Genomic DNA, 22397 nt, shown 5'->3' with positions numbered 1-22397 from the left:
CACGAGCTCAGCAGGCCGATCCGCTTGCCCGCGAGGGGTGAGGGATCGCTCAGGCCTCGACGACCTTCTGTTCGATTGCGCCGAAGATCGAGTGGCCTTCCGCGTCTTTCATTTCCACGCGAACCGTGTCGCCGGGCGCCATGAAGCGTGTCTTCGCTTCGCCATCGGCAATCGTCTCGATCATGCGGATTTCCGCGATGCAGCTATAGCCGAGGCCGCCGTCTGCAACCGGCTTGCCCGGATCGCCATCGGGGCCCTGGTTGGAGACCGTGCCCGAACCGATGATAGTGCCCGCCCCAAGCTCGCGCGTCTTGGCGGCATGGGCCACGAGGTCGGCGAGGCTGAAGGTCGCATCGACGCCCGCATTGGCGCGGCCGAAAGGCTCTCCATTATAGTCGACCATCAGCGGCAGGTGGATGACGCTGCCTTTCCACGCATCGCCAAGCTCATCAGGCGTAACCGCAACGGGGCTGAAGGCGCTGGCAGGCTTGGACTGGAAGAAGCCGAAACCCTTTGCCAGTTCGCCCGGGATCAGGCCGCGCAGCGACACGTCGTTCACCAGCATGACCAGCTTGATGTGATCGGCTGCGTCTTCCTTCGACACGCCCATCGGAACATCGTCGGTGATGACCGCGATTTCGCCTTCCATGTCGCAGCCCCACTTGGTGTCCTTGAGCGGGATATCGTCGCGCGGGGCGAGGAACTTGTCGCTGCCGCCCTGGTACATCAGCGGGTCGTGGTAGAAGCTCTCCGGCACTTCCGCACCGCGGGCCTTACGCACCAGTTCGACGTGGTTGATATAGGCCGAGCCGTCGGCCCACTGGTAGGCACGGGGCAGGGGCGAATGCGCCTCGCGCTCGTGGAAGCGTTCGCACGGCACGGTCTGGTGCTCGACATCGGTGTAGAGCGCGTTCAGCTTCGGCGCGACTTCGTCCCAATTGTCGAGCGCGGCCTGCATTGTGGGCGCGATGTTGTCGGCCGCGCAGTAGCGGGTGAGGTCTTTCGACACGACCACCAGCTTGCCGTCGCGGGTTCCGTCCTTGAGTGTGGCGAGCTTCATGGGGTCAATTCCTCTCTGGATTGTCGATTTGGTTGTCCGGATGGGCGCGCTGGAAGGCGGGTAGGGCCAGGCAGGCCTTTTCGATCCAGGTGATGCGGGGTTTGTCGCTGAAATCGAAGCCGAACCGCTGCGCGTTGTAGACCTGCGGCAGCAGGCAGACTTCGAAGAAGCCGGGGCTGTCGAACAGGAAGTCGCCCGTGTCCAACTGCGCCAGCCTCGCTTCGAGCGGGTCGAGCGTGCGCGCGAGCCAGTGGCGATACCATACGCCGATCTCGTCCTGCGACTTGCCGTATTCGTTGGCGAGGTACTTGAGTACCGGAAGGTTCAGCGGCGCATGCAGCTCGGTCGCGATGGCATAGGCCAGTTCGCGCGCGACATAGCGGTCTTCGATATCGGAAGGCAGCAGAGGCTGTTCGGGATAGGCTTCGTCGAGCCATTCCAGCTGCGCCATCGATTGCACCCGGTCCTTGCCGTCGGCTTCCAGCAGAGGAACCGAACCGAACGGGTTGCGGCTGGTGAAGGCTTCTCCCTTCTGTTCCGAGGTGAGCAGGTTCACCGGGACGTACTTATAGTCCAGCCCCTTCAGCTCCAGCGCGATGCGCAGGCGGTAGCTGGTCGAGGAGCGGTAGTAACCGTGCAGCTTCATCATGCGGCGTCTCCTACAGAGTGGAACATGTGGAACACGGTCCAGGCGAAATAAACGCCGGACCCGCCAACCCCGCCAAAACCGGGGCACATCACGGGTTCGGAGCAGTTCATACGAACCTGATGCCCGTGTTCCGGAAAGTAGGAAAGCACATCAGAAGGCGGCGATCCCCGTGATCGCCCGGCCAAGGATCAGCGCATGGACGTCATGCGTGCCTTCGTAGGTGTTGACCGTTTCAAGGTTCACCATGTGGCGGATGACTTGGTATTCTTCCGAAATGCCGTTGCCGCCGTGCATGTCGCGCGACTTGCGGGCGATATCGAGCGCCTTGCCGACGTTGTTGCGCTTCACGATGGAGATCATGTCGGGGGCGAACTTGCCTTCGTCCATCAGGCGGCCGACACGCAGGCTACCCTGCAGGCCCAGCGCAATCTCGCTCATCATGTCAGCGAGCTTGAGTTGGTAAAGCTGCTTGGAGGCAAGCGGCACACCGAATTGCTGGCGGTCGAGGCCGTACTGGCGCGCGGCGTGGAGGCAGAATTCCGCCGCACCCATGGCGCCCCAGCTAATGCCGTAACGCGCACGGTTGAGGCATCCAAAGGGACCCTTGAGGCCCTGAACTTCGGGAAGCAGCGCATCTGCGCCGACCTTCACCTCGTCCATGACGATCATGCCGGTGGTCGATGCCCGCAGCGAAAGCTTTCCTTCGATCTTGGGGGCGGAAAGACCTTCCATGCCCTTTTCTAGGACGAAGCCGCGGATACCGCCGCCATGCGCTTCGCTCTTGGCCCAGACGACGAAGACGTCGGCGAAGGGCGCGTTGGAAATCCAGGTCTTGGAACCGGAAATCTTGTAGCCGTCGCCATCCTTCTTCGCGACGGTCTTCATTCCGCCCGGATCGGAGCCCGCGTCGGGTTCGGTCAGGCCGAAGCAGCCGATCAGTTCGCCGCTGGCGAGGCCGGGCAGGTACTTCTTCTTCTGCTCTTCCGAACCATAGGCATGGATCGGGTACATCACGAGGCTGGACTGGACCGAGGCCATGGAGCGATAGCCGCTGTCGACGCGTTCAATCTCGCGCGCGATCAGGCCGTAGGCGACATAGCTGGCACCGGCGCCGCCGTATTCTTCGGGCACGGTAGCGCCCAGCAGACCGGCCTGGCCCATCAGCGGGAAGAGTTCGGGCGCATCGAGCTCTTCACGATATGCGTCGGTGACGCGCGGCTGCAGCTCGCTTTGCGCGAAACCGTGCGCGGCGTCGCGGATCATCCGCTCTTCCTCGGTCAGCTGGTCTTCGAGATTGAAGGGATCGTCCCAGGCGAAAGGCACCATGCCGGCCATATAGTCTCCTCTGTTACGTGATTGCCGATGGCACCATGCGCTGTGCGGCGCAAGGGGGAGTCAGGCGACTTCTGCGCCGTGACCGGTGAACAGGGCGTATTCGTTTTCGTCGCACAGGCCCGTCACCCATTCATCGCCCACTTTCAGCCAGGCGTGGAAGCGATTTTCACTGGCGCCGTCCAGACGGGTTCCGATGAAAAGGTCGGCTTCGATACCGCGGCGCTGCAACATGCTGCGTGCGGCAAGCGCTTGGGGCAGGCAGTTGGGTGATCCGGGCACGTTGCGAAGCGCCCTCGCGATGGCAAAGCGCGTGCGTCTCGTGACTTCCAGCTCGGCTCCTTGCGGCGTGCCGGTGCGCGGTGCGCCCACCGATGCGAAGCGTTCGTGCCAACGCCCCGGGGCCACGCCCGCCACCAATGCCTTGGCATAAAGCAGCGCGGCCATGGCCTCGAACGTGGCGAGGCGATCGGCGCTGTCGAGCGCGAGAAAGGTGCGCAGCTTCGGCATTACCGCGCCAGATTACCACGTTTCGTCGGCAAAAGCCTCAATTTACGTGAGGCAGCGCCTTGCGGCAGTCCTCGGCACACTCGCGGCACATCTTGGCGCAGAGCTGGCAATGCGGGTTGTCATGCTGCGAACATTCTTCCGCGCAGGTCTCGCAAGCCTTGATGCAGGCCTCCATCTGGGCACGAAGGACATCGATATTCTGCGCGGTGCGGCGCACGGCGAGACGTGCGGTGGCGGCGCAGACGTCGGCACAATCGAGGCAGTTCCGGATGCACTGCGCCATGTCCATGGCTTCGGCCACGCAGGCATCGGCGCAAGAGGTGCAGAAGAGCGAGCACAGCATCGCATGGCGTGCAGCTAGGACAAGTTCCTCGGTCTCGTTATCGACTTGCGGGTGTGCTGCGATCATTGACGGAAGCGACATGGCGATCTCCTTGAATTGCCTCGGGTTTCAATCAAGGCAATGGAGCGCCAGCCGCTTCGTTTCGGCAATGGGGTCAGTGGTGCGCGGCGGCCTGCTGAACCGAGTGGATCACCTCTGCCGGCGGGCAGGGCTTCGACAGCGCAGTGGCGCTGGGAAAGCGTTCGGCAACCTGTGCCGGCGTGATCTGGCCGGAATGGAAGATAACCTGCACGTCCTCTGCCATCATCTGTTCGGCAAGCGGATAGACGATGCCGTCACCGAGCTGCACATCGAGGATCGCGATATCGGGCTTGTTCTTCTGATAGGCGAGCATGGCAGAAGAGAGGTCATCGTAAGGACCCTCCACTACATAACCTGCTTCTGAAACGGTGTCGCATAGGTCGTAGCCGACGATCAATTCGTCTTCTGCAACGAGTATGCGCAGTGGCTGTTGCTGTCCCATCCTGCTCTCCTCACACGCAATCGACCCAACGGACTCAACGCGCGGAAGAGAAAAGGTTCCCGGCTCAGGCAGTCGATCCGTATTTCTGCTGGAAAGCTTGCACGTCGCCGCCCGCCAGAAGCGCTGCCTGGCCAACCCAGTCGTCGCGGCGGATGCGACCTTGGAAGCGCCCGAGCTGTGCATCGACGCGCTCGATTTCGGCATCGTCCCACGCCGCGATCTGGTCGAAACGGGTCACGCCCAGGTCACCCAGCGTGGCGGCAAGCTTGGGTCCTACGCCCTTGATGCGGGTGAGATCGTCTCCGCCGGTGCCTTTTGCAACGGAAGCGGTGGTAGGAACGGCAGGATCCTTCGCTGCGGCAGGCGCGCTGTCGATCAGCGCGGCATTGCGATGGGCCTTGTCTGCACCCTCGTCCAGCACGTCGCTTTTCGCGCCGGTCACGCGGGTGCGCCGGGTCGAGCGGAAGAGATAGAAGGCAACGACGATACCGATCAGCAGGGCGACCAGTATCAGCGGCCATTGTTCGGCGACCAATTCGCTCATGACGTTTCCTCTTGGCTTTGTTCAGTGGTGGAGGGATCGGGCGCGCGGCCCCAGATCACCCATCCGATGGCAAGGCCGAGCCCGTAGGCAGCCAGCATCAGGGAAGTGGTTTCCAGCCAGATCGGCATTAGCGTGGTCCCGGCGTGTCGACAGGGGTGGGGGTCACCGGCTCGATCCGGATGACGGAAAATTCGATGCGGCGATTGGCGGGATCGTCCGCTTCCAGGCCCTGTACCGGCTCGCTCGATCCGACGCCGCGGGCGCGCAGCCCGTCACGCGGAATTCCACGGCGAACCAGGGCCTCACGGACGGCGCGCGCACGATCCTGGCTAAGCGCTAGATTGCCGGGCTCGGTGCCGCTGCGGTCGGTGTGGCCGATGATTGCGATGATCGAGCCGAGGCACGGGCGCAGGGCGTCCGCCACTTCGTCGATCAGGATATTGCTAGTGTCGAGCAGCGCGGCGCTGCCTTCTTCGAAACGGATCGACCGGGTGCGGAGCAGGGTTTCGACATCGTCCTGGCAACGTACCGGTTCGAAATCGACATCGCCCGACGACGCATTGGCCCAGCCGTCTTCCCAGCTTATGCCGCCAACGCCCGGTAATCCGGCCACGAGCTTGGCGACGCGGTCTCGCGAGCCTTCGTCCAGGCCTTCGCCGCCCGATAGCATCGGGTGACGGATGGGGGCGCCTCGCCTTGTCTGGAAGCGGGCAGTGACCGGTTCGTACCCCGCCTCTGCGATCGCCAGCCTTGCACGTTCATCGAGCCGCTGTGCCAGTGCTTCTGCTCCGGACTGGCTACCGACATAGCCGAGCGCCGTGACAAGCACGGCGCCTAGGGCGATGGCAATGGCGGGACGGGACTTCATGGTTCCCGCCTTCTAGCTGCGCGCCGCAGGGGTGCAAGGCCCACGGCGCGCGCTATGCGCAGACTTACATCTGCGCTTCGGCTGTGCGGGCGAGTTCGACGAATTCCTGCCGCCAGAAATCGCGCTGGCGACCGGCTAGGCGGACCACATCGTCCCAGGAATAGTCGGCGAGGAGCTCGTCGCCGCGCAACTTTTGGCCATAAGCCGCAACGGCCGCGGCGAAGGCAAAGTCGCCCTGCGGCAAGCGCTGCGTGGCCAGTCGCCCGGCAGAAAGTCGATACTGGAGCAGTTTCGATTTCGATCCGCCGGGCAATTTGTACCGCAACTGGACGAACGCGGCCTCGTTCGCAGCACCCGCCTTGGCCTTGCCGCGATTTCCCGCATAGCGGCGTTCCCCGATCCAGCCCTTCGCGCCCGTCGGGATGACCTCGTAAAGGGCCGTCACCTGGTGACCTGCTCCGATATCGCCTGCATCGACGCGGTCGTTTGCGAAATCCTCTTCTCGGAGCGCGCGGTTTTCATACCCGATCAGGCGGTACTGGCTGACGACCGCGGGATTGAATTCGACCTGTATCTTCACGTCCTTGGCGATGGTGAAGAGGGTCGAGCTCATCTCGTCGCGCAGCACCTTCTTCGCTTCTAGCGCGCTATCGATATAGGCGTAATTGCCGTTACCGTGATTGGCGATCTGTTCCATCATCGCTTCGTTGTAATTGCCGGTACCGAAGCCGAGAGTGGTCAGCGTAATGCCGCTGTCGCGCTTCTTCTCGATCTTGTCGATCAGCGCGTCCGTATCCGACATACCGACGTTGAAATCGCCGTCGGTGGCCAGGATTACCCGGTTTACACCACCCTTGATGAAGCCTTGTTCCGCCATCGAATAGGCGAGGTCCAGCCCGGCAGCGCCAGCGGTGGAGCCCCCCGCACCCAGCCGGGCAAGCGCCGCTCGCACCTTTGCCGGATTGCTGGTCGGTTCCAGCACGACACCGGTAGAGCCTGCGTAGACGACGATTGATACCTTGTCGTCGCGGCTCATTTCGGAGGCGAGGCCGGAGAGCGCGCGCTTGACCAGCGGCAGCTTGTCGGAGCTGTCCATCGAGCCCGAAACATCGACAAGGAAGACGAGGTTTGCCGCCGGGCGTTCACTGCGCGGCAGGTCGTATGCGCGCAGACCGACGCGGACCAGCTTGGCTTCCTCGTTCCACGGGCTGGCCGCCGTGCTCAGCGTCACCGAGAACGGCTTGCTGCGATCGGCCGGGGCCTCGTAATCGTAGCGGAAGTAGTTGATCATCTCCTCTGTCCGCACGGCGTCCTGCGGTGGCAACTGGCCCATCGTCAGGAACCGGCGCGCATTGGCATAGGCGCCGGTGTCGACATCGACCGAGAAGGTCGAAACCGGCTCGCTGGAGGTGACCCTGATCGGCGAGACCTTCTCTCCGGCATACCGTTCACGGTCTTCGGACGGGATCATCATGTCGTGATCGCCGATCCAAGGCGCGGCCACCGAAACCGGGGGCGGGGCCATGGCCATCTCAGCGCTTTCGTACATCACGGAGGCATCGGCGGATTGCTCGATATCGACGGTCGTCAGGCGTTCCGTCTTCTCGCTGCGGTCCTTGACGCCTTCGCATCCGGCAAGGCCGATGATGAGGGCGGCAGTCGAAACGAAGGCAAGCGAGCCTCCGGCCATGCGGGTTGTGTTGTCCATTTCTATCCTCTCCACGATTCGCTCTCTCAATGTGATGTTATTACATAAATTACGGCATCAACAAGGCAAGAATGTGGCGAAAATGGGGCAAGAGTCAATCAAGGTGTGCGCCATTGGCAGCGCGAAGTGCCCTTGGCGAGTCCTAATTTGCTGATTTTATTGAAGTTTCGAGAAATGAGGCAGAGTGGACCCTAATCGGGCGTTTCTGCTTTATTTCGTTTGAACAGGACCCGATCTTCGGGCCCGAAGCCGCGTTTCCAGATGACAAAACCGTAGGTCAGCAGGATCGCCGGCACGCCGAAAGCCAGTTCGGCCCACTCGGGGAGCTGGGTTGCCGCCCAGCCGACGAGAACCGCAGGAGCTACCGCATAGAGCAGTGCCCAGCGCCAATTGTTGATCGGGTGGCCGAGGATGCGGGTCAGCAGCAGCGCCTTGACGAGGCTTGCGACACCGAGCGCGATCATCAGGGCGAGCGCAGCTGCGGCGGCCTTGAACGGTTCGCCATAACCAAGCCGTTCGACCAGCATGATCAGCGTAATGGTCAGCGCCGCCTGGAATGCGATGGTCCCGACCGAGATAGCGAGGTTGCGACCGCGAGCGACGTAGATCAGCACGGCTTCGGACACGACGGCGGTTGCCGCCACGACCTCTGCCGCAAGCAGGAACGCCAGCGCACCCGTACCGCCGACGAATTCGGGTCCTACAAGACCCATCACCGCTTCGCCCGGCACACCAAGCGCCAGCGCGATTCCCGCCTGTGCGGCGATGATCCAGAAGCCGACCTGGCAGACCTGCTTGGCGATCGCGGCGTAGTTCTTGGTCTTCAGGTTCTTGGTGATCACCGGCCCGAGGATCGGCTCGAAACTGGTCTTGAGCTTTTGCGGCAGGCTCGCGACCTGCTGGGCGATATAATAGACGCCGACCGCAGCAGGGGCGGCGAACAGGCCGAGGATGAAGATATCGAGGCGGCGCGTTCCCCACTCGATGGCATCGGCCGTCGCCAGCGGCAGTGCCCGGGCCGTCACCTTGCGCATATATCCCAGTTCCGGACGCCAGTGTTTCGGCGGCCCGTAGCTGCGGAAGAAGGCGTAGAGGCCGGTGAAGAGGCCCGCGTAGATCGAAACCAGATAGGCGAGCGAGAGGCCGGAATCCGACAGTGCGGGCACGAAATAGAAGACACCGGCCATGATCGAGATCGTCCATGGCTCGACCACGGCCCGTGCGCGGACGGTTGTCGCGATATCGTATTTGTAAGCCTGCGCCGCCAGCACGATTTCGGTGAGGGCGTAGCCGGGAATGGCCAAGACGATCAGCCGGTCGAGTTGGGTGAATTCGCCGCTTGGGAACAGCGGGGCGGGAACCAGCCAGAAGAAAGCGGCTGCCAGCGCGGAAAAGGCGATCGCCAGCAGCATGCCGTCGTAGACGAGGTTTGCCGGATGCGTTCCCTCTTCGCCATCGGCCAGTCGCTGTGCAAGACCGCGCTTTTCGCCCATCGAACACATCAGTGCGACGAGTTCGACGACGACGAGGGCGGAGGCAAAGCGGCCCAGCGCCTCGGGGCCGTAAAGGCGGCCCGCGATGAACAGGAAGGGCAGGCGCGCCAGCAGGCGCAGCAGGAAGCCGATGAAATTCTGCCTTCCGCCCTTTGCGATGGCGGTCAGGTCTTCGTCATTTCCAGCGGCAGTCATCCCGCTTCGCCCTGTTCGGCCTTGAGCGGCCGCGCGAGGATGCCTTCGACCACAGATTTCGGCTCGTCTCCCTTGAGGAGGTCGTAGACGGCCGTCACGATCGGCATGGCAATGCCTTGGCGCGCGGCAAGTTTTACGAGCACGGGCGCAGTATGCGCGCCTTCGGCCACAGTGCGCCGGTCACTCATCAGCGTGTCGGCGCTTTCCCCTTCGCCCAGCGCCTTGCCGAGCGAGAAATTGCGACTGGAGGTGGAAGAGCAGGTCAACACGAGATCGCCCAGCCCGCACAATCCGGCGAGCGTCTCGGCCCGCGCGCCAAGCGCCTCCCCGAAGCGCAGCATTTCGGCATAGCCGCGGGCAATCAAAGCCGCGCGCGCGTTCTGGCCAAGGCCGAGGCCGTCCACCACGCCGCAGGCGATCGCCAGCACGTTTTTCACCGCGCCGCCGATCTCGGCGCCCACGACATCGTCGGAATAATAGGGACGGAAGGCAGGCCGTGCGATGAGCGGGGACAGGCGGTCCCACTGCTCTGCTCCGCCGCCGCACGCGAGCGTCACGGCGGTCGGCAAGCCTGCGGCGACCTCATGCGCGAAAGTGGGGCCGGAAAGCACTGCAATCGCGCTGTCCGGGGCCGTCTCTTTCGCCACGTGGTTCATCAACCTGCCGCTGCCTGCCTCGATACCCTTGGAACACAGAACCAGGTCGGCCGGGTGCGAGGGCATAGCCGCAAGGACCGACCCCATGTGCTGGGCCGGGGTTACCACGAGCAGCGCATCGAGAGCCGCCATTTCGGCAAGATCGCTGGTGGCGGTAATCCGCCCGCTCAGGCTCGCGCTGGGCAGGTAGATCGAATTGGTGTGCGCAGAATTGATCTCGTCGACCAGTTCTTCCTCGCGCGCCCAGATCTTTACCGCACGGCCATCGCTCGCCAGCATCTGTGCGAGCGCCGTGCCCCAGGCACCGGCTCCAAGAACCCCTACGCTGCTCATGCTTTCACTCCTGCGCCGCGCACCGGCTCTGCCTGCGGGTCGAGCGGCCAGCGAGGACGGGCCGCGATGTCGAGCGAGTCGGGCTTGAAGTCGTGCATGGCGAGCCTTTCAACCCCGGCCCAGGCGATCATCGCGGCATTGTCGGTGCACAGCTTGGGCGGCGGCGCGGTAAAGCGCATCGAATGGCGCTCGGCCAGTTCCTCCAGCGCCGCACGCACCGTGGCATTGGCGGCCACGCCGCCAGCAACAACCAGCGTGTCGGTGCGGCCCATTGCCTCCAATGCGATGGATAGCCGGTCGATCACGCAGTCGACGGCAGCCTTCTGGAAGCTGGCGGCGATGTCGGCCGCGGCATATTTGCCCGACTGGTGAGCGCGCATGAAAGCGCTCTTGAGCCCGGCGAACGAGAAATGCGGCTCGCCGCTGCCGACCATGGGACGGGGCAGGGGGACGGCGCTTTCATCACCTTCTTTCGCGAGCCGTTCGACCGCCGGGCCACCCGGAAAGCCGAGGCCCAGGATCTTCGCGGTCTTGTCGAATGCCTCGCCCAGTGCATCGTCGATCGTCGTCGCGAACCGGCGGTATTGACCGACGCCGTCCACGCGCAGGATCTGGCAGTGTCCGCCCGATACAAGGAGGAGGGCATAGGGAAACGCAAGGTCGGCATCCGCGAGGCGCGGGCTCAACGCGTGGCCTTCGAGGTGGTTGATCGCAATCAGCGGCGTATCGCTCGCCATGGCCAGCGCCTTGGCACTGACGAGGCCGACCATCACGCCGCCGATAAGGCCGGGGCCCGCCGTGGCGGCAATCGCATCGCAATCGGCCAGTGTGACGCCTGCATCGGCGAGCACGCCCTCGATCATGGGGGCAAGCCGTTCGGCATGGGCGCGCGCGGCGATTTCCGGCACCACGCCGCCGAAGGGCGCGTGTTCCTCGTCCTGCGAGGCGATCCGCTGGGCGATAATGCGCCGTTCGCCATCGACCAGCGCGGCTGCGGTTTCGTCGCAGGAACTTTCGATGCCAAGAACGAGCGTCATAACTTCGCTTTCCCTTAGCGGTCTCGCTCGCTAGGGCAAGCCGCCGATATGCCAGACACGCCCATCCTTCGCCTCGGAACCCGCCGTTCGCCGCTTGCCATGGCGCAGGCAGAGGAAGCCCGCGCCCGCCTTTGCGCCGCCCATGGCTGGGATGTGGGTGCGGTCGAACTGGTCCCCGTCATTGCCAGCGGCGACAAGATCCAGGACCGCCCGCTCGCCGAAATCGGGGGCAAGGCTCTGTGGACACGCGAACTTGACCTGTGGCTTGCCGAAGGCCGCATCGATGCTGCCGTCCACTCGATGAAGGACGTCGAGACCATTCGCCCGGACATAATCGCCATAGGCGCGATCCTGCCGCGTGCGGACAAGGCCGATACCCTGCTCGGTGCAGCATCGATTGCAGCCATTCCGCAAGGTGCGAAGGTCGGCACCAGTGCGCCGCGCCGGGCAGCCCAATTGCTTCATGCGCGGCCCGACCTCGAAGTCGTCGGTATCCGCGGCAATGTGGCGACGCGCATGGCCAAGCTCGAAGCAGGAGAGGCTGACGCGACTTTCCTTGCTGCGGCGGGTCTGTCCCGCCTTGGCGAGGACAATGTCGGCGTAAGGCTCGATCCGGAAGACTGGCTTCCTGCGCCAGCGCAGGCCGCGATCGGCATCGAATGCAGGGCCAGCGATGAACGGACCCGCGAAGCATTGGTTGTGGTCAATCACGCGGAGAGCCGCGATGAAGTTCTGGCCGAGCGCGCCCTGCTCCAAGGGCTGGGCGGAACATGTCACAGTCCGATTGCGGTCCTGACCACGCGCACCGATGACCGCCTCACTATGCGTGCGGCGATCTTCAGCCCGGATGGCAGCCAGCGCGTCGAAGGCACGGCCAGCTTCGCTTGCGACGATCTTGCCGCGCCGGGCGAATTGGCCCGCACTCTTCTCGACGATGCGCCGCCAGAGATTGCAGTCAATTTCGGGCAGATGGAATGACCTGCCGGGTATTCGTCTTTCGCCCGGAGCCGGGCCTTTCTGTCACGCTGGAAACGGCGAGAGCGCTCGAACTGGACGTCAAAGGCTGCCCGCTGTTCGAAGTCGAACCGGTCGAATGGGGCGCGCCCAAGGCGGATAATTACAATGGGCTGCTGGTCGGCAGTTCCAATGTCTTCCGTCATGGCGGCACCCATCTCACGCGCCTTACCTCCTTGCCGGTGTACGCAGTCGGCGAAGCGACGGCCGAGGGAGCGCGCGAAAAAGGCTACATGGTCGCCCGCACGGGCACGGGCGGCTTGCAGGCCTTGCTCGACAAGATGAAAGCGGGTGAACGCCATATGCTGCGCCTTGCAGGCGAGGCCCATGTCGAGTTGCAGGCACCCGAGGGCATGACGATCGACACGCGCGTGGTCTACCGGACCGAGGCGCTCGACATACCCGACGAGATGGCCGATATCATGCGCGTAGGCGGGGTGGTGCTGCTGCATTCGGGCGAAGCGGCCAAGCGCCTGTTCGAGGAATGCGAGCGGCTGGAAATCGACCGGTCCAGGCTCGCATTGGCGGTCCTGGGTCCCCGCATCGCCGACATGGCGGGCGAGGGCTGGCACTCCATCCACATCGCAAACCAGCCACGCGATGCGGAGCTACTGGCCTTGGCCGAGCAATTGTGTCAGACCATGTCCAATTGATATGGCGCCCCGTATGAGAGGCGCCCGGGGTCGCGGATTGGAGTAAGATGGACGAGTTTTCGAGCACTCGGCGTGCGCGTGGTGGAATGCGCCCGATGTTGCTTGCCGTTGGCGGCGCTTTCGCGCTTGGCGCAGGTGTTGCGGGCTACATCGCATGGCGCATGGATTCCGCGCCGGAAACCACCGAAGAACCCGTGCAGATCGCGGACAATACGCCGGCCGATGGCGCTGAGCCTTCACCCACGCCGAGCGCCAGCGAAAGCGCGGCCGCTGCAGAGGCGGTTGAACGTGTGGCAGAACAACAGGGCGGTATCGACCAGCGCCTGGCGGCCGCCGAACAGCGCCTGTCGCGCCTCGACCTTCAGGCGCAGGCAGCTGCCGGGAACGTGGCACGCGCGGAAGGCCTGCTGATTGCTTTTGCAACCCGCCGTGCGGTCGATAAGGGTGCCGAACTCGGCTATCTCGCCGACCAACTCCGGCTGCGGTTCGGCGACGCGCTGCCCAATGCCGTGAACACCATCCTGACCTTCTCGCGCGAACCGGTCACGCTCGACCAGCTGATCTTCCGTCTCGAAGGCCTCGCGCCCAGCCTGCAATCGGGCGAGGGCAAGCCGAGCCTCGAGCGCTTCGCCGACGAATTGGGCTCGCTCTTCACCATCCGGCGCGAAAGCGCGCCATCGCCGCAGCCCCAGCAAAGACTGGAGCGTGCACGACTGTTCCTTGAAAGCGGCCGTCCGGATTCGGCCGTTGCGGAAGTGCGCAATCTGCCCGGTGCGGTGAATGCCGAAGGCTGGCTGCGCGATGCGGAACGCTATGCTTCGGCCCAGCGCGCGCTCGATCTCATCGAAACGGCAGCGGTGCTGGAACCGCGCCGCCTGCGCGATGGTGCAGGCAACCGGATCGAACAGCCGAGCCCGGTTGAAGAGTAGGTCAGGCCTTCATCAATTCGGGCACATCGCCCGATACGCCGCGCGCTTCGTCCATGAAGAACTTCTTCAGGATGCCGGAACGCTGGACCCCGGCCATGCCAAGACGGCGGACTGCGCTGGCGGCCTTCCCCGGCACGCCGAACAGGCGCGTCAGGCTGTCGGTTGCGCCCATGACCATGATGGAATCGAGCGCGCGCCATTTCTCGTAACGTTCGAGCACCTGCATATCGCCAAGATCGAGGCCGAGACGGCGGGCATCGCCCAGCACCTCGACCAGTGCGCCGACATCGCGCAGGCCCAGATTGAGGCCCTGTCCCGCAATCGGGTGCATGCCGTGGGCGCTATCGCCGACCAGCGCCATGCGCTCGCCCACGATGCGAACTGTGTGCTGGAAGCTGAGCGGATAGGACGTGCGTGCGCTGTTGAGAGAAAGCTCGCCAAGCAGTTCCCTCATGCGCTTTTGCACCTCGGCGAGGAAAGCGCGTTCGCCCATCTTCAGGACGCCCGCCGCATCCTTCTCGTCGACCGTCCAGACTAGCGCGCTGCGATGCTGTCCTTGAGGCCCGTCGAGAAGTGGGAGCAGGGCAAAGGGACCAGCGGGATAGAAGATCTCCCACGCCACGCCGCCATGCGGCTTGCTGTGGTCGAGGCCGACGATGATCGCGCGGTGGGAATAGTCCCAGCTGGCCATTTTCAGCTCCGCATCCTCTCGCGTGGGCGAACTGCGCCCTTCCGCGCCGACCAGCAGGTCCGCGGTCAGTACCTGCCCGTCGGCGAGCGTGGCGGAGACACCGTAAGCATCGCGCTGGCGATCGACCACGTCGACCGGGGCGTGCAGGGTGATGAGGCTTTCGTCCTTAACCGCCTCGAACAGGGCCGTGCGCAATACGCGATTGGCGAACATCCGGCCGAGCGAACCGTCGTGCTCTTCCGGTGTGAAATCGATGCGGCCCGGCTTCATCTGGTCGAGCACGGCGATGCTCTCGATCGGACAGCCATAGGGCTCCAGCGTGTCGGCCAGGCCGATATTGCGGAACAGGCGCCAACTTGCAGTGGAGATCGCCGACGCACGCCCGTCGAAACCGTCTGCCGTAAGGTCGGCGGGATCGGCCCGGTCGACCAGGTGGCTGGAAAAACCCTGTTTCGCAGCTGCCAGCGCCAGTGTGGAGCCGACGAGGCCGCCGCCGAGGATGAGCAAGTCGCGCTTGTCTGTCATGGTCACGGTCCCTAGAGCGGGCGGCGTGACACTGGCAAGGATTATGGACGTCTCGCTGGCCCGGCTGGCCGCTTTCCTGCTTGCCCTCACGTGCCTTTTGCCCGCTCCCGCAATCGCGCAGGATCGCGCCGCGCGCTTTGGCGACGAGAATATCTCGGTCGAACTTTTTGCCGATGGCGCGCCCGCGCCGGGCGAGGAATGGCTGCTTGCGCTGCGCTTCACTCCATCGAGCGAGGAGTGGCACGGCTACTGGTCCAATCCTGGCGATGCGGGGCAGGGCATGGATTTGCAGCTCGATCTTCCGGACGGGTGGCAAGTCGGAAAGCCGCTTTATCCCGTGCCGCAGACGCTGCTCATCGGCGGTTTGATGAACCACATCTTCGAGGGAGAGTACGTCGTTCTTTTGCCGGTCACTCCCGGCCCGGATGCTGCGGTCATGAACCTCGCCCCGGTCACGGGCTTCGTCGAATACCTCGCCTGTACCGACCGGATATGCGTGCCGCAGGATGCAGCCTTGCGCGCCCGGAGCGGTGGTAATTTCGACGAGTGGCGCGGGAGAATCGCGCCGATGCTCGACAGCGAGGCAGGCTTCGAGATTTCCGGCGAGCGCCTGCGCATCGGCATCCCGCTGCCAGCCTCGATGGGCCTCGGCGAGCTGCACCTCTTCCTGGAAAACCCCTCTCTGGGCAATGGCTTGCGGCCCGAATATGCGGCCGTGCAGACGTGGATCCGCGATGGCAACCTGCTGGTTGCCGAATTGCCACTGGAAAGGACCAAGGGCGATAGCGCAGACACGCCCGATCGCATCGAAGGCATCCTTGCATTGGGGGATGGTGAAGGCGTGCGGTTCATGGCGACGCCTGCAGACGTGCCGCTGGAGGGTGTGAAGGCATTCCGGGGGCCTCGGGAAACGCCTCCCTTCGGCCTGCTGGTGATCGCGGCGCTGGTCGGCGGCTTCTTGCTCAACATTATGCCATGCGTGTTTCCGATCCTCAGCCTCAAGGCGCTGGCCCTGGCGAAGGCCGGGGGCGACGAGGGCGCGGCCCGCCGCGATGCGCTCGCCTATACTGCGGGTGTCGTGCTGGCCTGCGCCGGACTTGGCGCGCTGATCCTGTTGCTCCGATCGGCCGGTCAGCAGGTCGGCTGGGCGTTCCAATTACAGGAGCCCGCAATCGTGGCGAGCCTGTTTGCGCTTGCCGCACTGATTACCGCGAACTTCCTCGGCCTGTTCGCCATTCCCGGCCTCGCCATTTCCGGCGGCAAGCCTAGTTCGGGCGGATCCTTCGCAACAGGCCTGCTTGCCGCCTTCGTGGCGACGCCGTGCACAGGGCCCTTCATGGCGCTCGCATTGGGGGCAGCGCTGGTGTTGCGACCCATCGAGGGCTTCGCGATCTTTACTGCGCTTGGCGTCGGACTGGCCCTGCCGTTCCTGCTGGTCGGTTTCGTGCCTGCGTTCCGCAAGCGTTTGCCAAAGCCCGGTGCCTGGATGGAACGCTTCCGGCGTTGGATGGCACTGCCCATGGGGCTGACACTGCTCGCACTCGGCTGGCTGCTCTGGCGCATCGGTGGAGGGCAGTTCCTGCTTTCGGCGACCGGTGTCGCGGCGGGCCTCGTCTATTTCGCGGGTATGATTTCGCCGGAAGGCCAGGCTTCCGGAAAATCGAGGATGCTGCCGGCGCTGATCGGCCTCGCAATGGCCGCAGTATCTGCGATCGGCATGGTGCGGACATACGATCCACCCGTTGCCGATAGCGCGCAGAGCATTCTCGATCCGCAGGAGTTTTCGGCCGCGAACCTCGCAGCGGCCCGCGCGAGCGGCCAGACGGTGTTCGTCTGGTTTACCGCCGACTGGTGCATCACCTGCAAGGTCAATGAGAGCGTCGGGATCGAGCGCGAAGAGACGCGCGCGGCGTTCGAGGAAGCGGGCGTCATCGCGATGCGCGGTGACTGGACGCGGCGCGACGACGACATCGCCGCTTTCCTGTCGCAGCAGGGCGCTGCCGGTGTGCCGCTTTACCTGTGGTATCCGGCGGGCGGGGATGCGCGGCAATTGCCGCAGGTGCTTACGCCTGATCTTCTTCCGGAACTTGCCCGTCAGGAAGCGGCGCGCAGTCGGTAATGAATTGCGCGGGAAGGCGGCTGGGGTTGAGGATGATCGACCCGCCGCCGGGCACAGTCGCTTCCACCGTTCGCGGACCCGTGAGCACTTCAAGCCGCGGATCGTCGGCCGGGGTGCGCCCGCGCCAGATCCAGGCCTCGCCGTCCTGCTCCGCATCGATCCAGAACCGTTCGACATGGCCGTTGCCGATCATCGCCAGCACCGCCTTGGCGTGGGCATCGGCCTGCACGAAGCGGGTATAGCGCAGCACGCCGTCCTCGCAGGCGAGGGCCATGAGCGGGGTCGCACCGGGCTTGCCGTAGAGCAGGCGCTCGCGATCCTGGCTGTAAGCCCAAACGGCTCCCTCGGTATCGGGCGAATCTATCGGAGGGCGCGGTGCATCGCGTTCCGCAGCAATGCGTTCACGTGTTACATATTCGTCTGATGCAGGGGGCTTGCAGGCCGTGACCAGCAAGAGCGCGCCCAGCGCGATGGTGCGAAACATGGCGCGCAGCTATGCGAAAGGGAGGGCGAGCGTCAACGCGGGAGCGACGAAACCTCACAGCTTCGCCACGCCGCGCCGACGCCTCGCAGCAAACCTTATTCTGCGGGTTTCACGAACTTCATGACGACGCGGTCCGTTTTCCCCCTGATCGAAGGATCGAAGACGCTGATTTCGTGAGTGTCATCGGGATTGGCGAGCATGTCGCTCTCCGCTTCGAGGACGAAGCCGGCCTTTGCGAAATCGTCACGAATTACCTGCGGGTCGATGCGGTGGTATTCCTCGACTGTGGCGCGCGCATCGCCCGCGTTGCCGACATGGTCGATCACGCCCACGATACCGCCAGGGCGCATCATCGAATAAAGCGCGGCAAGGTAATCGGCGGGCTCCGAGCGGGGAACGTCATATTCTTCCGATTCCCAGTAGAGGTCGTGATAAACGAGGTTCATGATCGCAAAGTCGATCCGTTCGTCGCCCGGCTCGAACGCTTCGAAACGGTAGCGTTCGAGGGCAACGCCGGGCTCTCGCTGAGCCAGCGCCGTCCACGCCTCTTCATTGTAAAACTGTTCGGGTTCGAGCGCAGTCACGCTGCCATCCTCACCAACCGCACGCGCGAGAATTTCCGCCCAGTAGCCTCCGCCCGAAATCAGGTCGGCAGCGTCGTCGCCCTGCTCAAGACCGAAGAATGCGAGGACTTCTGCCGGTTTGCGGCTGTCATCCAGTTCCCTTGCGCGCTCGGTGCGGGCTTCGTTCGCCACGGCTGCGTATATGCTTTCGGTCGACAAGGACGGCGCCATGGCGACCTCCCCTTGATCTTCGTTGGCAGTTTGCGCGCAAGCGGCAAGCGTCAGCGCCAAAGCTCCCGTCAGGACGATAGGCAGTCTCATGGTTCTCTCCCCTTATTCGATGGGGAAAGCATGAACCGCCGCCCCGCAGGTGGGAAGGTCGGTGCGCGCCGCTGGTCGAGGCCGGGGCGTTATTTGTCGAAGTCTGGCGGTTCGAGCGCTGGCGGCTAGGGCTTGCCGCCCATCCGCTTGTAGCGTGTCTTGCCATAGCGCGTCTTGCGCGTTCCGGGCCTGCCCGCATCGCTGCGACCGACGCGTGAAGCTTTTTTCTCTTCGTCTCCGAGGCCCAGCTCGTCGTTTTCCAGCTTGCGGATTTCGTCACGCAGGCGGCCGGCCTCTTCGAATTCGAGATCGGCTGCGGCGGCACGCATGCGCTTTTCCAGGTCTTCGATGTAGGCACGAAGATTGTGGCCGACGAGGTTATTGCGCTCGTCGTCGCCCGTGCTGACGGTGACGCCATCCTGCGACGCGGTATCGGCCACGATATCGGCGATCTTCCGCTTGATCGTCTGCGGGGTGATCCCGTGTTCCTCGTTATAGGCGCGTTGCTTTTCGCGGCGGCGATCGGTTTCCGCCATGGCGCGTTCCATGCTGCCGGTCACGCGGTCGGCATAGAGGATCACCCGCCCGTCGACGTTACGCGCAGCGCGCCCGATGGTCTGGATGAGCGAGGTTTCGCTACGCAGGAAGCCCTCCTTGTCGGCATCGAGGATGCAGACGAGGCCGCATTCGGGGATGTCGAGGCCTTCGCGCAGTAGGTTGATACCGACGAGCACGTCGTAGACGCCGAGGCGCAGGTCGCGGATCAGCTCGATACGCTCCAGCGTTTCCACGTCGGAGTGCATGTAGCGCACTTTCACGCCCGCTTCGTGCATGAATTCCGTAAGGTCTTCCGCCATGCGCTTCGTCAGCGTGGTCACGAGCGTTCGATAGCCCATCCTGGCGGTCTTCTTGCATTCCTCGATGCAGTCCTGGACCTGGTCTTCAACCGGCTTGATCTCCACCGGCGGGTCGATGAGGCCGGTGGGGCGGATGACCTGTTCGGCGAAAATGCCGCCGGTCTGCTCCATCTCCCACGTGCCTGGTGTTGCTGAGACGCAGAAGGTCTGCGCGCGCATCGCGTCCCATTCGTTGAAGCGAAGTGGCCGATTGTCGATGCAGCTGGGCAGGCGGAAGCCGTATTCGGCGAGTGTAATCTTGCGCCGGTGATCGCCCTTGGCCATCGCGCCGATCTGCGGCACGGTCTGGTGGCTTTCATCGACGAAGAGCAGCGCGTTTTCGGGCAGGTATTCAAATAGCGTTGGCGGCGGCTCGCCCGGCAAGCGGCCGGTCAGGAAGCGGCTGTAATTCTCGATCCCTGCGCATGAGCCGGTGGCCGCGATCATCTCGAGATCGAAATTGGTGCGCTGCTCGAGTCGCTGCGCTTCCAGCAGGCGGCCTTCTTCCTGCAATTCCTTGAGCCGTTCCTGAAGCTCGAACTTGATGGCCTCACTGGCCTGTTTCATGGTCGGGCCGGGGGTCACGTAGTGCGAGTTCGCATAGACGCGCACCTTGTCGAGGCTGGCACCCTTCTTGCCGGTGAGCGGGTCGAATTCGCTGATTTCCTCGATCTCGTCACCGAAGAAGCTGATCCGCCAGGCCATGTCTTCATAATGGCTCGGGAAGATTTCGAGGTTGTCGCCGCGCACGCGAAAATTGCCGCGCGCGAAAGCGGCATCGTTGCGCTTGTATTGGAGGGCCACCAGCTTGCGGATCAGTTCGCGCTGGTCGACCGTCTGGTCTTTCTTGATATCGAAGATCATGGCCGAATAGGTTTCGACCGAACCGATACCGTAGAGGCAAGAAACCGAGGCCACGATGATGACGTCGTCACGCTCCAGCAGGGCACGCGTGGCCGAGTGGCGCATCCGGTCGATCGCCTCGTTTACCGAGCTTTCCTTCTCGATATAGGTATCCGACCGCGGCACGTAGGCTTCGGGCTGGTAATAGTCGTAATAGCTGACGAAATACTCGACCGCGTTTTCGGGGAAGAAGCTCTTGAACTCGCCATAAAGCTGTGCGGCGAGGATCTTGTTCGGCGCGAGGATCAGGGCAGGGCGCTGCAATTCCTCGATGACCTTCGCCATCGTGAAGGTCTTGCCCGAACCGGTGACGCCCAGCAGCGTCTGGGTCATTTCGCCGTCGCGTGCGGAGGCGACCAGTTCCTTGATCGCAGTCGGCTGGTCGCCAGCGGGAGTGTAGTCGCTCACCAGCTTGAACTTGCGGCCGCCCATAGATTTTTCGGGACGCGCGGGTTTGTGCGGTACGAACTCGCCTGTGGTGTCGGGTTCTTCGAGGCCGCGCCTGATAACGAGTTCTGACATGTGCGCACATATGGGGAACGAATGGGGCAGGTGCAACGGCGGCTTGCGCGAGCGCGGCGTGCTGCTAGCGTCGAACGGCAAACCACGCGGAGAATTTCATGCGCAATACCTTGACCCTCGCCATTGCCACCATCGCGCTCGCCGCTTGCGGCAGCTCCAGCGATGCGGACACCGACGGCGATGGCACCGTGTCGGCAGACGAGGTCGAAGCGGCAGCGGCCAAGGTGAAGCCGCTGGAGGCGGGCGAATACAAGATGAACCTGGAGCTGGTCGAACTCGTCGATCCGTCCATGAGCGAAGGCGATGTCGCCAAAGCGAAGGAATTCATGGGCGCCATGGCGAATGCAGCCCCTGCACGCTGCCTCACCGAAGAAGAAGCGAGCAAGGGCATGATCGGCATCGCCGAGCAGATGCAGAACGGCGACTGCACGATGGAAAGCCTGACCTCGGATGCCGACGGGATGCAGGCCGCGATGACCTGCAAGGCAGGCGACGGAGAGGCCAAGATCACCATCGACAGCCAGTCGACCGGGACTGCCAGCGAAATGACGATGACGGCCGTCGAACCGGTTGCAGGCAGCGAAGACACGAAGCGAGTGACCATGAAGGTCGGCATGACCCGCACCGGCGACTGCAACTGACACGAAGGGGTCCCGTTCAGGAAACCGCCATCGATGTCGTGCATTCTCCTGAATGATGCAGACGCCGTCGTTTCAGGAAACCCGCGAGGAAGTGAGCCGCAGGCTGGCGCTTGCCGCCGAACCGAGTCCCGATGATGCGCGCGGGCCCAGGGCGCTATTGCTGGCCAAGGAATTTCTGTGGCCCTTGGAGCCGGTGAAGCGCCGCTTCGAAGATTTCGCCGCGACGCCTGCCACGCACCCCAAGCGCGTGATGCTCCTGCCCGGCTTCGGTGCCCACCCCGTGCGGATGCGCTGGATGGCGCGCAAGCTTGAAGATGCAGGGCATACAGTCAAGCGCTGGGGCATGGGATATAATCTTGGCGCTACGGCCGACCGTTTCGCCAAGGTCGAAGAGCGTCTGATCGATCTTTATCATCGGCGCGGTGAGCCGATCGTGCTGGTGGGCTGGAGCCTCGGCGGCGTCATGGCGCGCGAACTGGCGAAGCAGCATCCGGACAAGATCGCCAAGGTTGTGACCATGGGTTCGCCCTTTTCCGGTTCCCCGCGCGCGAACAACGGCTGGCGCGCCTACCAGGCGATTGCCGGCCACCGTGTCGACGAACCAGAGATCGATACTGTGGTCAGCGAAAAGCCGCCCGTCGAAACGGTTGCATTCTGGTCGCCGCGCGATGGCATCGTCCACCCGCGATCGGCCTGCGGCAGGCCCGGCGAACGCGACCGTGCGGTGGCCTTGCGCTGCACCCACATGGGCTTCGTCCTGACCCACGAGGCCGTTTCTGCGCTATTGTCGGAACTGGATCGCTCCTGAACCTTTAGTTTGTGAGGCAGGGCGGTTAGTCCTGTTAAGGGCCGCGTCCTGCGGCTCGATGCAATCTCTGGGGGATC

The 22397-nt window shown here is 63.9% G+C and carries 23 protein-coding genes; 6 read left to right on the top strand and 17 right to left on the bottom strand.

Annotated elements, in window-relative coordinates; genetic code table 11:
- Nucleotides 1-49: 49 nt before the first annotated feature.
- From GRI34_RS07255 to tsaD, 13 genes are all read right to left on the bottom strand, one after another.
- Nucleotides 50-1060, bottom strand: a complete 1011-nt coding sequence (locus tag GRI34_RS07255; protein WP_160595354.1) for a fumarylacetoacetate hydrolase family protein — start codon at nucleotides 1058-1060, stop codon at nucleotides 50-52.
- 4 nt (nucleotides 1061-1064) lie between these two features.
- The gene (maiA, locus tag GRI34_RS07250; protein WP_160596436.1) at nucleotides 1065-1706 is read right to left on the bottom strand and encodes a maleylacetoacetate isomerase; all 642 of its coding nucleotides are present in this window, start codon (nucleotides 1704-1706) and stop codon (nucleotides 1065-1067) included.
- Nucleotides 1707-1859: 153 nt separating this feature from the next.
- Nucleotides 1860-3035, bottom strand: coding sequence for an acyl-CoA dehydrogenase (locus GRI34_RS07245; protein ID WP_160596435.1), 1176 nt, complete (start codon nucleotides 3033-3035; stop codon nucleotides 1860-1862).
- A gap of 69 nt (nucleotides 3036-3104) precedes the next feature.
- The gene (locus GRI34_RS07240) at nucleotides 3105-3551 is read right to left on the bottom strand and encodes a lasso peptide biosynthesis B2 protein (protein WP_160595353.1); all 447 of its coding nucleotides are present in this window, start codon (nucleotides 3549-3551) and stop codon (nucleotides 3105-3107) included.
- A 37-nt stretch (nucleotides 3552-3588) separates the two neighbouring features.
- Nucleotides 3589-3975, bottom strand: a complete 387-nt coding sequence (locus GRI34_RS07235; protein WP_160595352.1) for a four-helix bundle copper-binding protein — start codon at nucleotides 3973-3975, stop codon at nucleotides 3589-3591.
- Nucleotides 3976-4048: 73 nt separating this feature from the next.
- Entirely contained in the window at nucleotides 4049-4417 is a 369-nt protein-coding gene (locus tag GRI34_RS07230; protein ID WP_199800129.1) for a response regulator, read from the bottom strand.
- 64 nt (nucleotides 4418-4481) lie between these two features.
- Nucleotides 4482-4961, bottom strand: coding sequence for a hypothetical protein (locus GRI34_RS07225; protein WP_160595351.1), 480 nt, complete (start codon nucleotides 4959-4961; stop codon nucleotides 4482-4484).
- Nucleotides 4958-5089 (bottom strand): hypothetical protein, encoded by a 132-nt coding sequence (locus GRI34_RS13360; protein WP_267903951.1) that lies wholly within the window; start codon nucleotides 5087-5089, stop codon nucleotides 4958-4960. Before GRI34_RS13360 ends, GRI34_RS07225 begins: the two co-directional genes overlap by 4 nt.
- On the bottom strand, nucleotides 5089-5829 hold the full coding sequence (locus GRI34_RS07220; protein WP_160595350.1) for an OmpA family protein: 741 nt from the start codon (nucleotides 5827-5829) through the stop codon (nucleotides 5089-5091). Before GRI34_RS07220 ends, GRI34_RS13360 begins: the two co-directional genes overlap by 1 nt.
- 64 nt (nucleotides 5830-5893) lie before the next feature.
- Nucleotides 5894-7537 (bottom strand): vWA domain-containing protein, encoded by a 1644-nt coding sequence (locus GRI34_RS07215; RefSeq protein ID WP_160595349.1) that lies wholly within the window; start codon nucleotides 7535-7537, stop codon nucleotides 5894-5896.
- 191 nt (nucleotides 7538-7728) lie between these two features.
- Nucleotides 7729-9225 carry a lipopolysaccharide biosynthesis protein gene (locus tag GRI34_RS07210; RefSeq protein WP_160595348.1) on the bottom strand — a complete coding sequence of 499 codons (1497 nt, stop codon included), beginning with the start codon at nucleotides 9223-9225 and terminating at the stop codon, nucleotides 7729-7731.
- Nucleotides 9222-10214: an NAD(P)H-dependent glycerol-3-phosphate dehydrogenase gene (locus tag GRI34_RS07205; RefSeq protein WP_160595347.1), complete on the bottom strand. Its 993-nt coding sequence runs from the start codon at nucleotides 10212-10214 to the stop codon at nucleotides 9222-9224. Before GRI34_RS07205 ends, GRI34_RS07210 begins: the two co-directional genes overlap by 4 nt.
- On the bottom strand, nucleotides 10211-11251 hold the full coding sequence (gene tsaD, locus GRI34_RS07200; RefSeq protein ID WP_160595346.1) for a tRNA (adenosine(37)-N6)-threonylcarbamoyltransferase complex transferase subunit TsaD: 1041 nt from the start codon (nucleotides 11249-11251) through the stop codon (nucleotides 10211-10213). Before tsaD ends, GRI34_RS07205 begins: the two co-directional genes overlap by 4 nt.
- Nucleotides 11252-11299: 48 nt before the next feature.
- Here tsaD and hemC point away from each other — a divergent pair, with 48 nt between their 5' ends.
- From hemC to GRI34_RS07185, 3 genes are all read left to right on the top strand, one after another.
- Nucleotides 11300-12229: a hydroxymethylbilane synthase gene (gene hemC, locus GRI34_RS07195; protein WP_160595345.1), complete on the top strand. Its 930-nt coding sequence runs from the start codon at nucleotides 11300-11302 to the stop codon at nucleotides 12227-12229.
- Nucleotides 12226-12918: a uroporphyrinogen-III synthase gene (locus tag GRI34_RS07190; protein ID WP_160595344.1), complete on the top strand. Its 693-nt coding sequence runs from the start codon at nucleotides 12226-12228 to the stop codon at nucleotides 12916-12918. The genes hemC and GRI34_RS07190 overlap by 4 nt, the downstream gene beginning before the upstream one ends.
- Nucleotides 12919-13013: 95 nt before the next feature.
- Entirely contained in the window at nucleotides 13014-13847 is an 834-nt protein-coding gene (locus GRI34_RS07185; protein ID WP_325065200.1) for a hypothetical protein, read from the top strand.
- A gap of 1 nt (nucleotide 13848) precedes the next feature.
- On the opposite strand, the gene GRI34_RS07180 is transcribed toward GRI34_RS07185, so the two are convergent.
- Nucleotides 13849-15063: an FAD-dependent monooxygenase gene (locus tag GRI34_RS07180; RefSeq protein WP_160595342.1), complete on the bottom strand. Its 1215-nt coding sequence runs from the start codon at nucleotides 15061-15063 to the stop codon at nucleotides 13849-13851.
- On the opposite strand from GRI34_RS07180, the gene GRI34_RS07175 reads away from it, so the two are divergent.
- Nucleotides 15038-17182 (top strand): protein-disulfide reductase DsbD family protein, encoded by a 2145-nt coding sequence (locus GRI34_RS07175; protein WP_160595341.1) that lies wholly within the window; start codon nucleotides 15038-15040, stop codon nucleotides 17180-17182. The two genes, GRI34_RS07180 and GRI34_RS07175, sit on opposite strands and share 26 nt — an antisense overlap.
- On the opposite strand, the gene GRI34_RS07170 is transcribed toward GRI34_RS07175, so the two are convergent.
- The 3 genes from GRI34_RS07170 to uvrB form a co-directional block, all read right to left on the bottom strand.
- Nucleotides 17127-17666, bottom strand: coding sequence for a hypothetical protein (locus GRI34_RS07170; RefSeq protein WP_160595340.1), 540 nt, complete (start codon nucleotides 17664-17666; stop codon nucleotides 17127-17129). The two genes, GRI34_RS07175 and GRI34_RS07170, sit on opposite strands and share 56 nt — an antisense overlap.
- Before the next feature lie 95 nt (nucleotides 17667-17761).
- On the bottom strand, nucleotides 17762-18550 hold the full coding sequence (locus GRI34_RS07165; protein WP_160595339.1) for a class I SAM-dependent methyltransferase: 789 nt from the start codon (nucleotides 18548-18550) through the stop codon (nucleotides 17762-17764).
- Between the two features lie 125 nt (nucleotides 18551-18675).
- Nucleotides 18676-20871 carry an excinuclease ABC subunit UvrB gene (uvrB, locus tag GRI34_RS07160; RefSeq protein WP_160595338.1) on the bottom strand — a complete coding sequence of 732 codons (2196 nt, stop codon included), beginning with the start codon at nucleotides 20869-20871 and terminating at the stop codon, nucleotides 18676-18678.
- Between the two features lie 98 nt (nucleotides 20872-20969).
- Here uvrB and GRI34_RS07155 point away from each other — a divergent pair, with 98 nt between their 5' ends.
- A complete protein-coding gene (locus GRI34_RS07155) occupies nucleotides 20970-21512 on the top strand; it encodes a DUF3617 domain-containing protein (protein ID WP_160595337.1) in 543 nt (180 codons plus the stop codon).
- Nucleotides 21513-21564: 52 nt separating this feature from the next.
- Nucleotides 21565-22320: an esterase/lipase family protein gene (locus GRI34_RS07150; protein ID WP_325065199.1), complete on the top strand. Its 756-nt coding sequence runs from the start codon at nucleotides 21565-21567 to the stop codon at nucleotides 22318-22320.
- The last annotated feature ends 77 nt before the right edge of the window (nucleotides 22321-22397 follow it).

The organism is Qipengyuania aquimaris, from assembly GCF_009827445.1.
GTDB classification, from domain to species: Bacteria; Pseudomonadota; Alphaproteobacteria; order Sphingomonadales; family Sphingomonadaceae; genus Qipengyuania; species Qipengyuania aquimaris.
The sequence above is the reverse complement of the archived record's forward strand: the minus strand, read 5'-3'. Positions and strand labels throughout refer to the sequence as shown.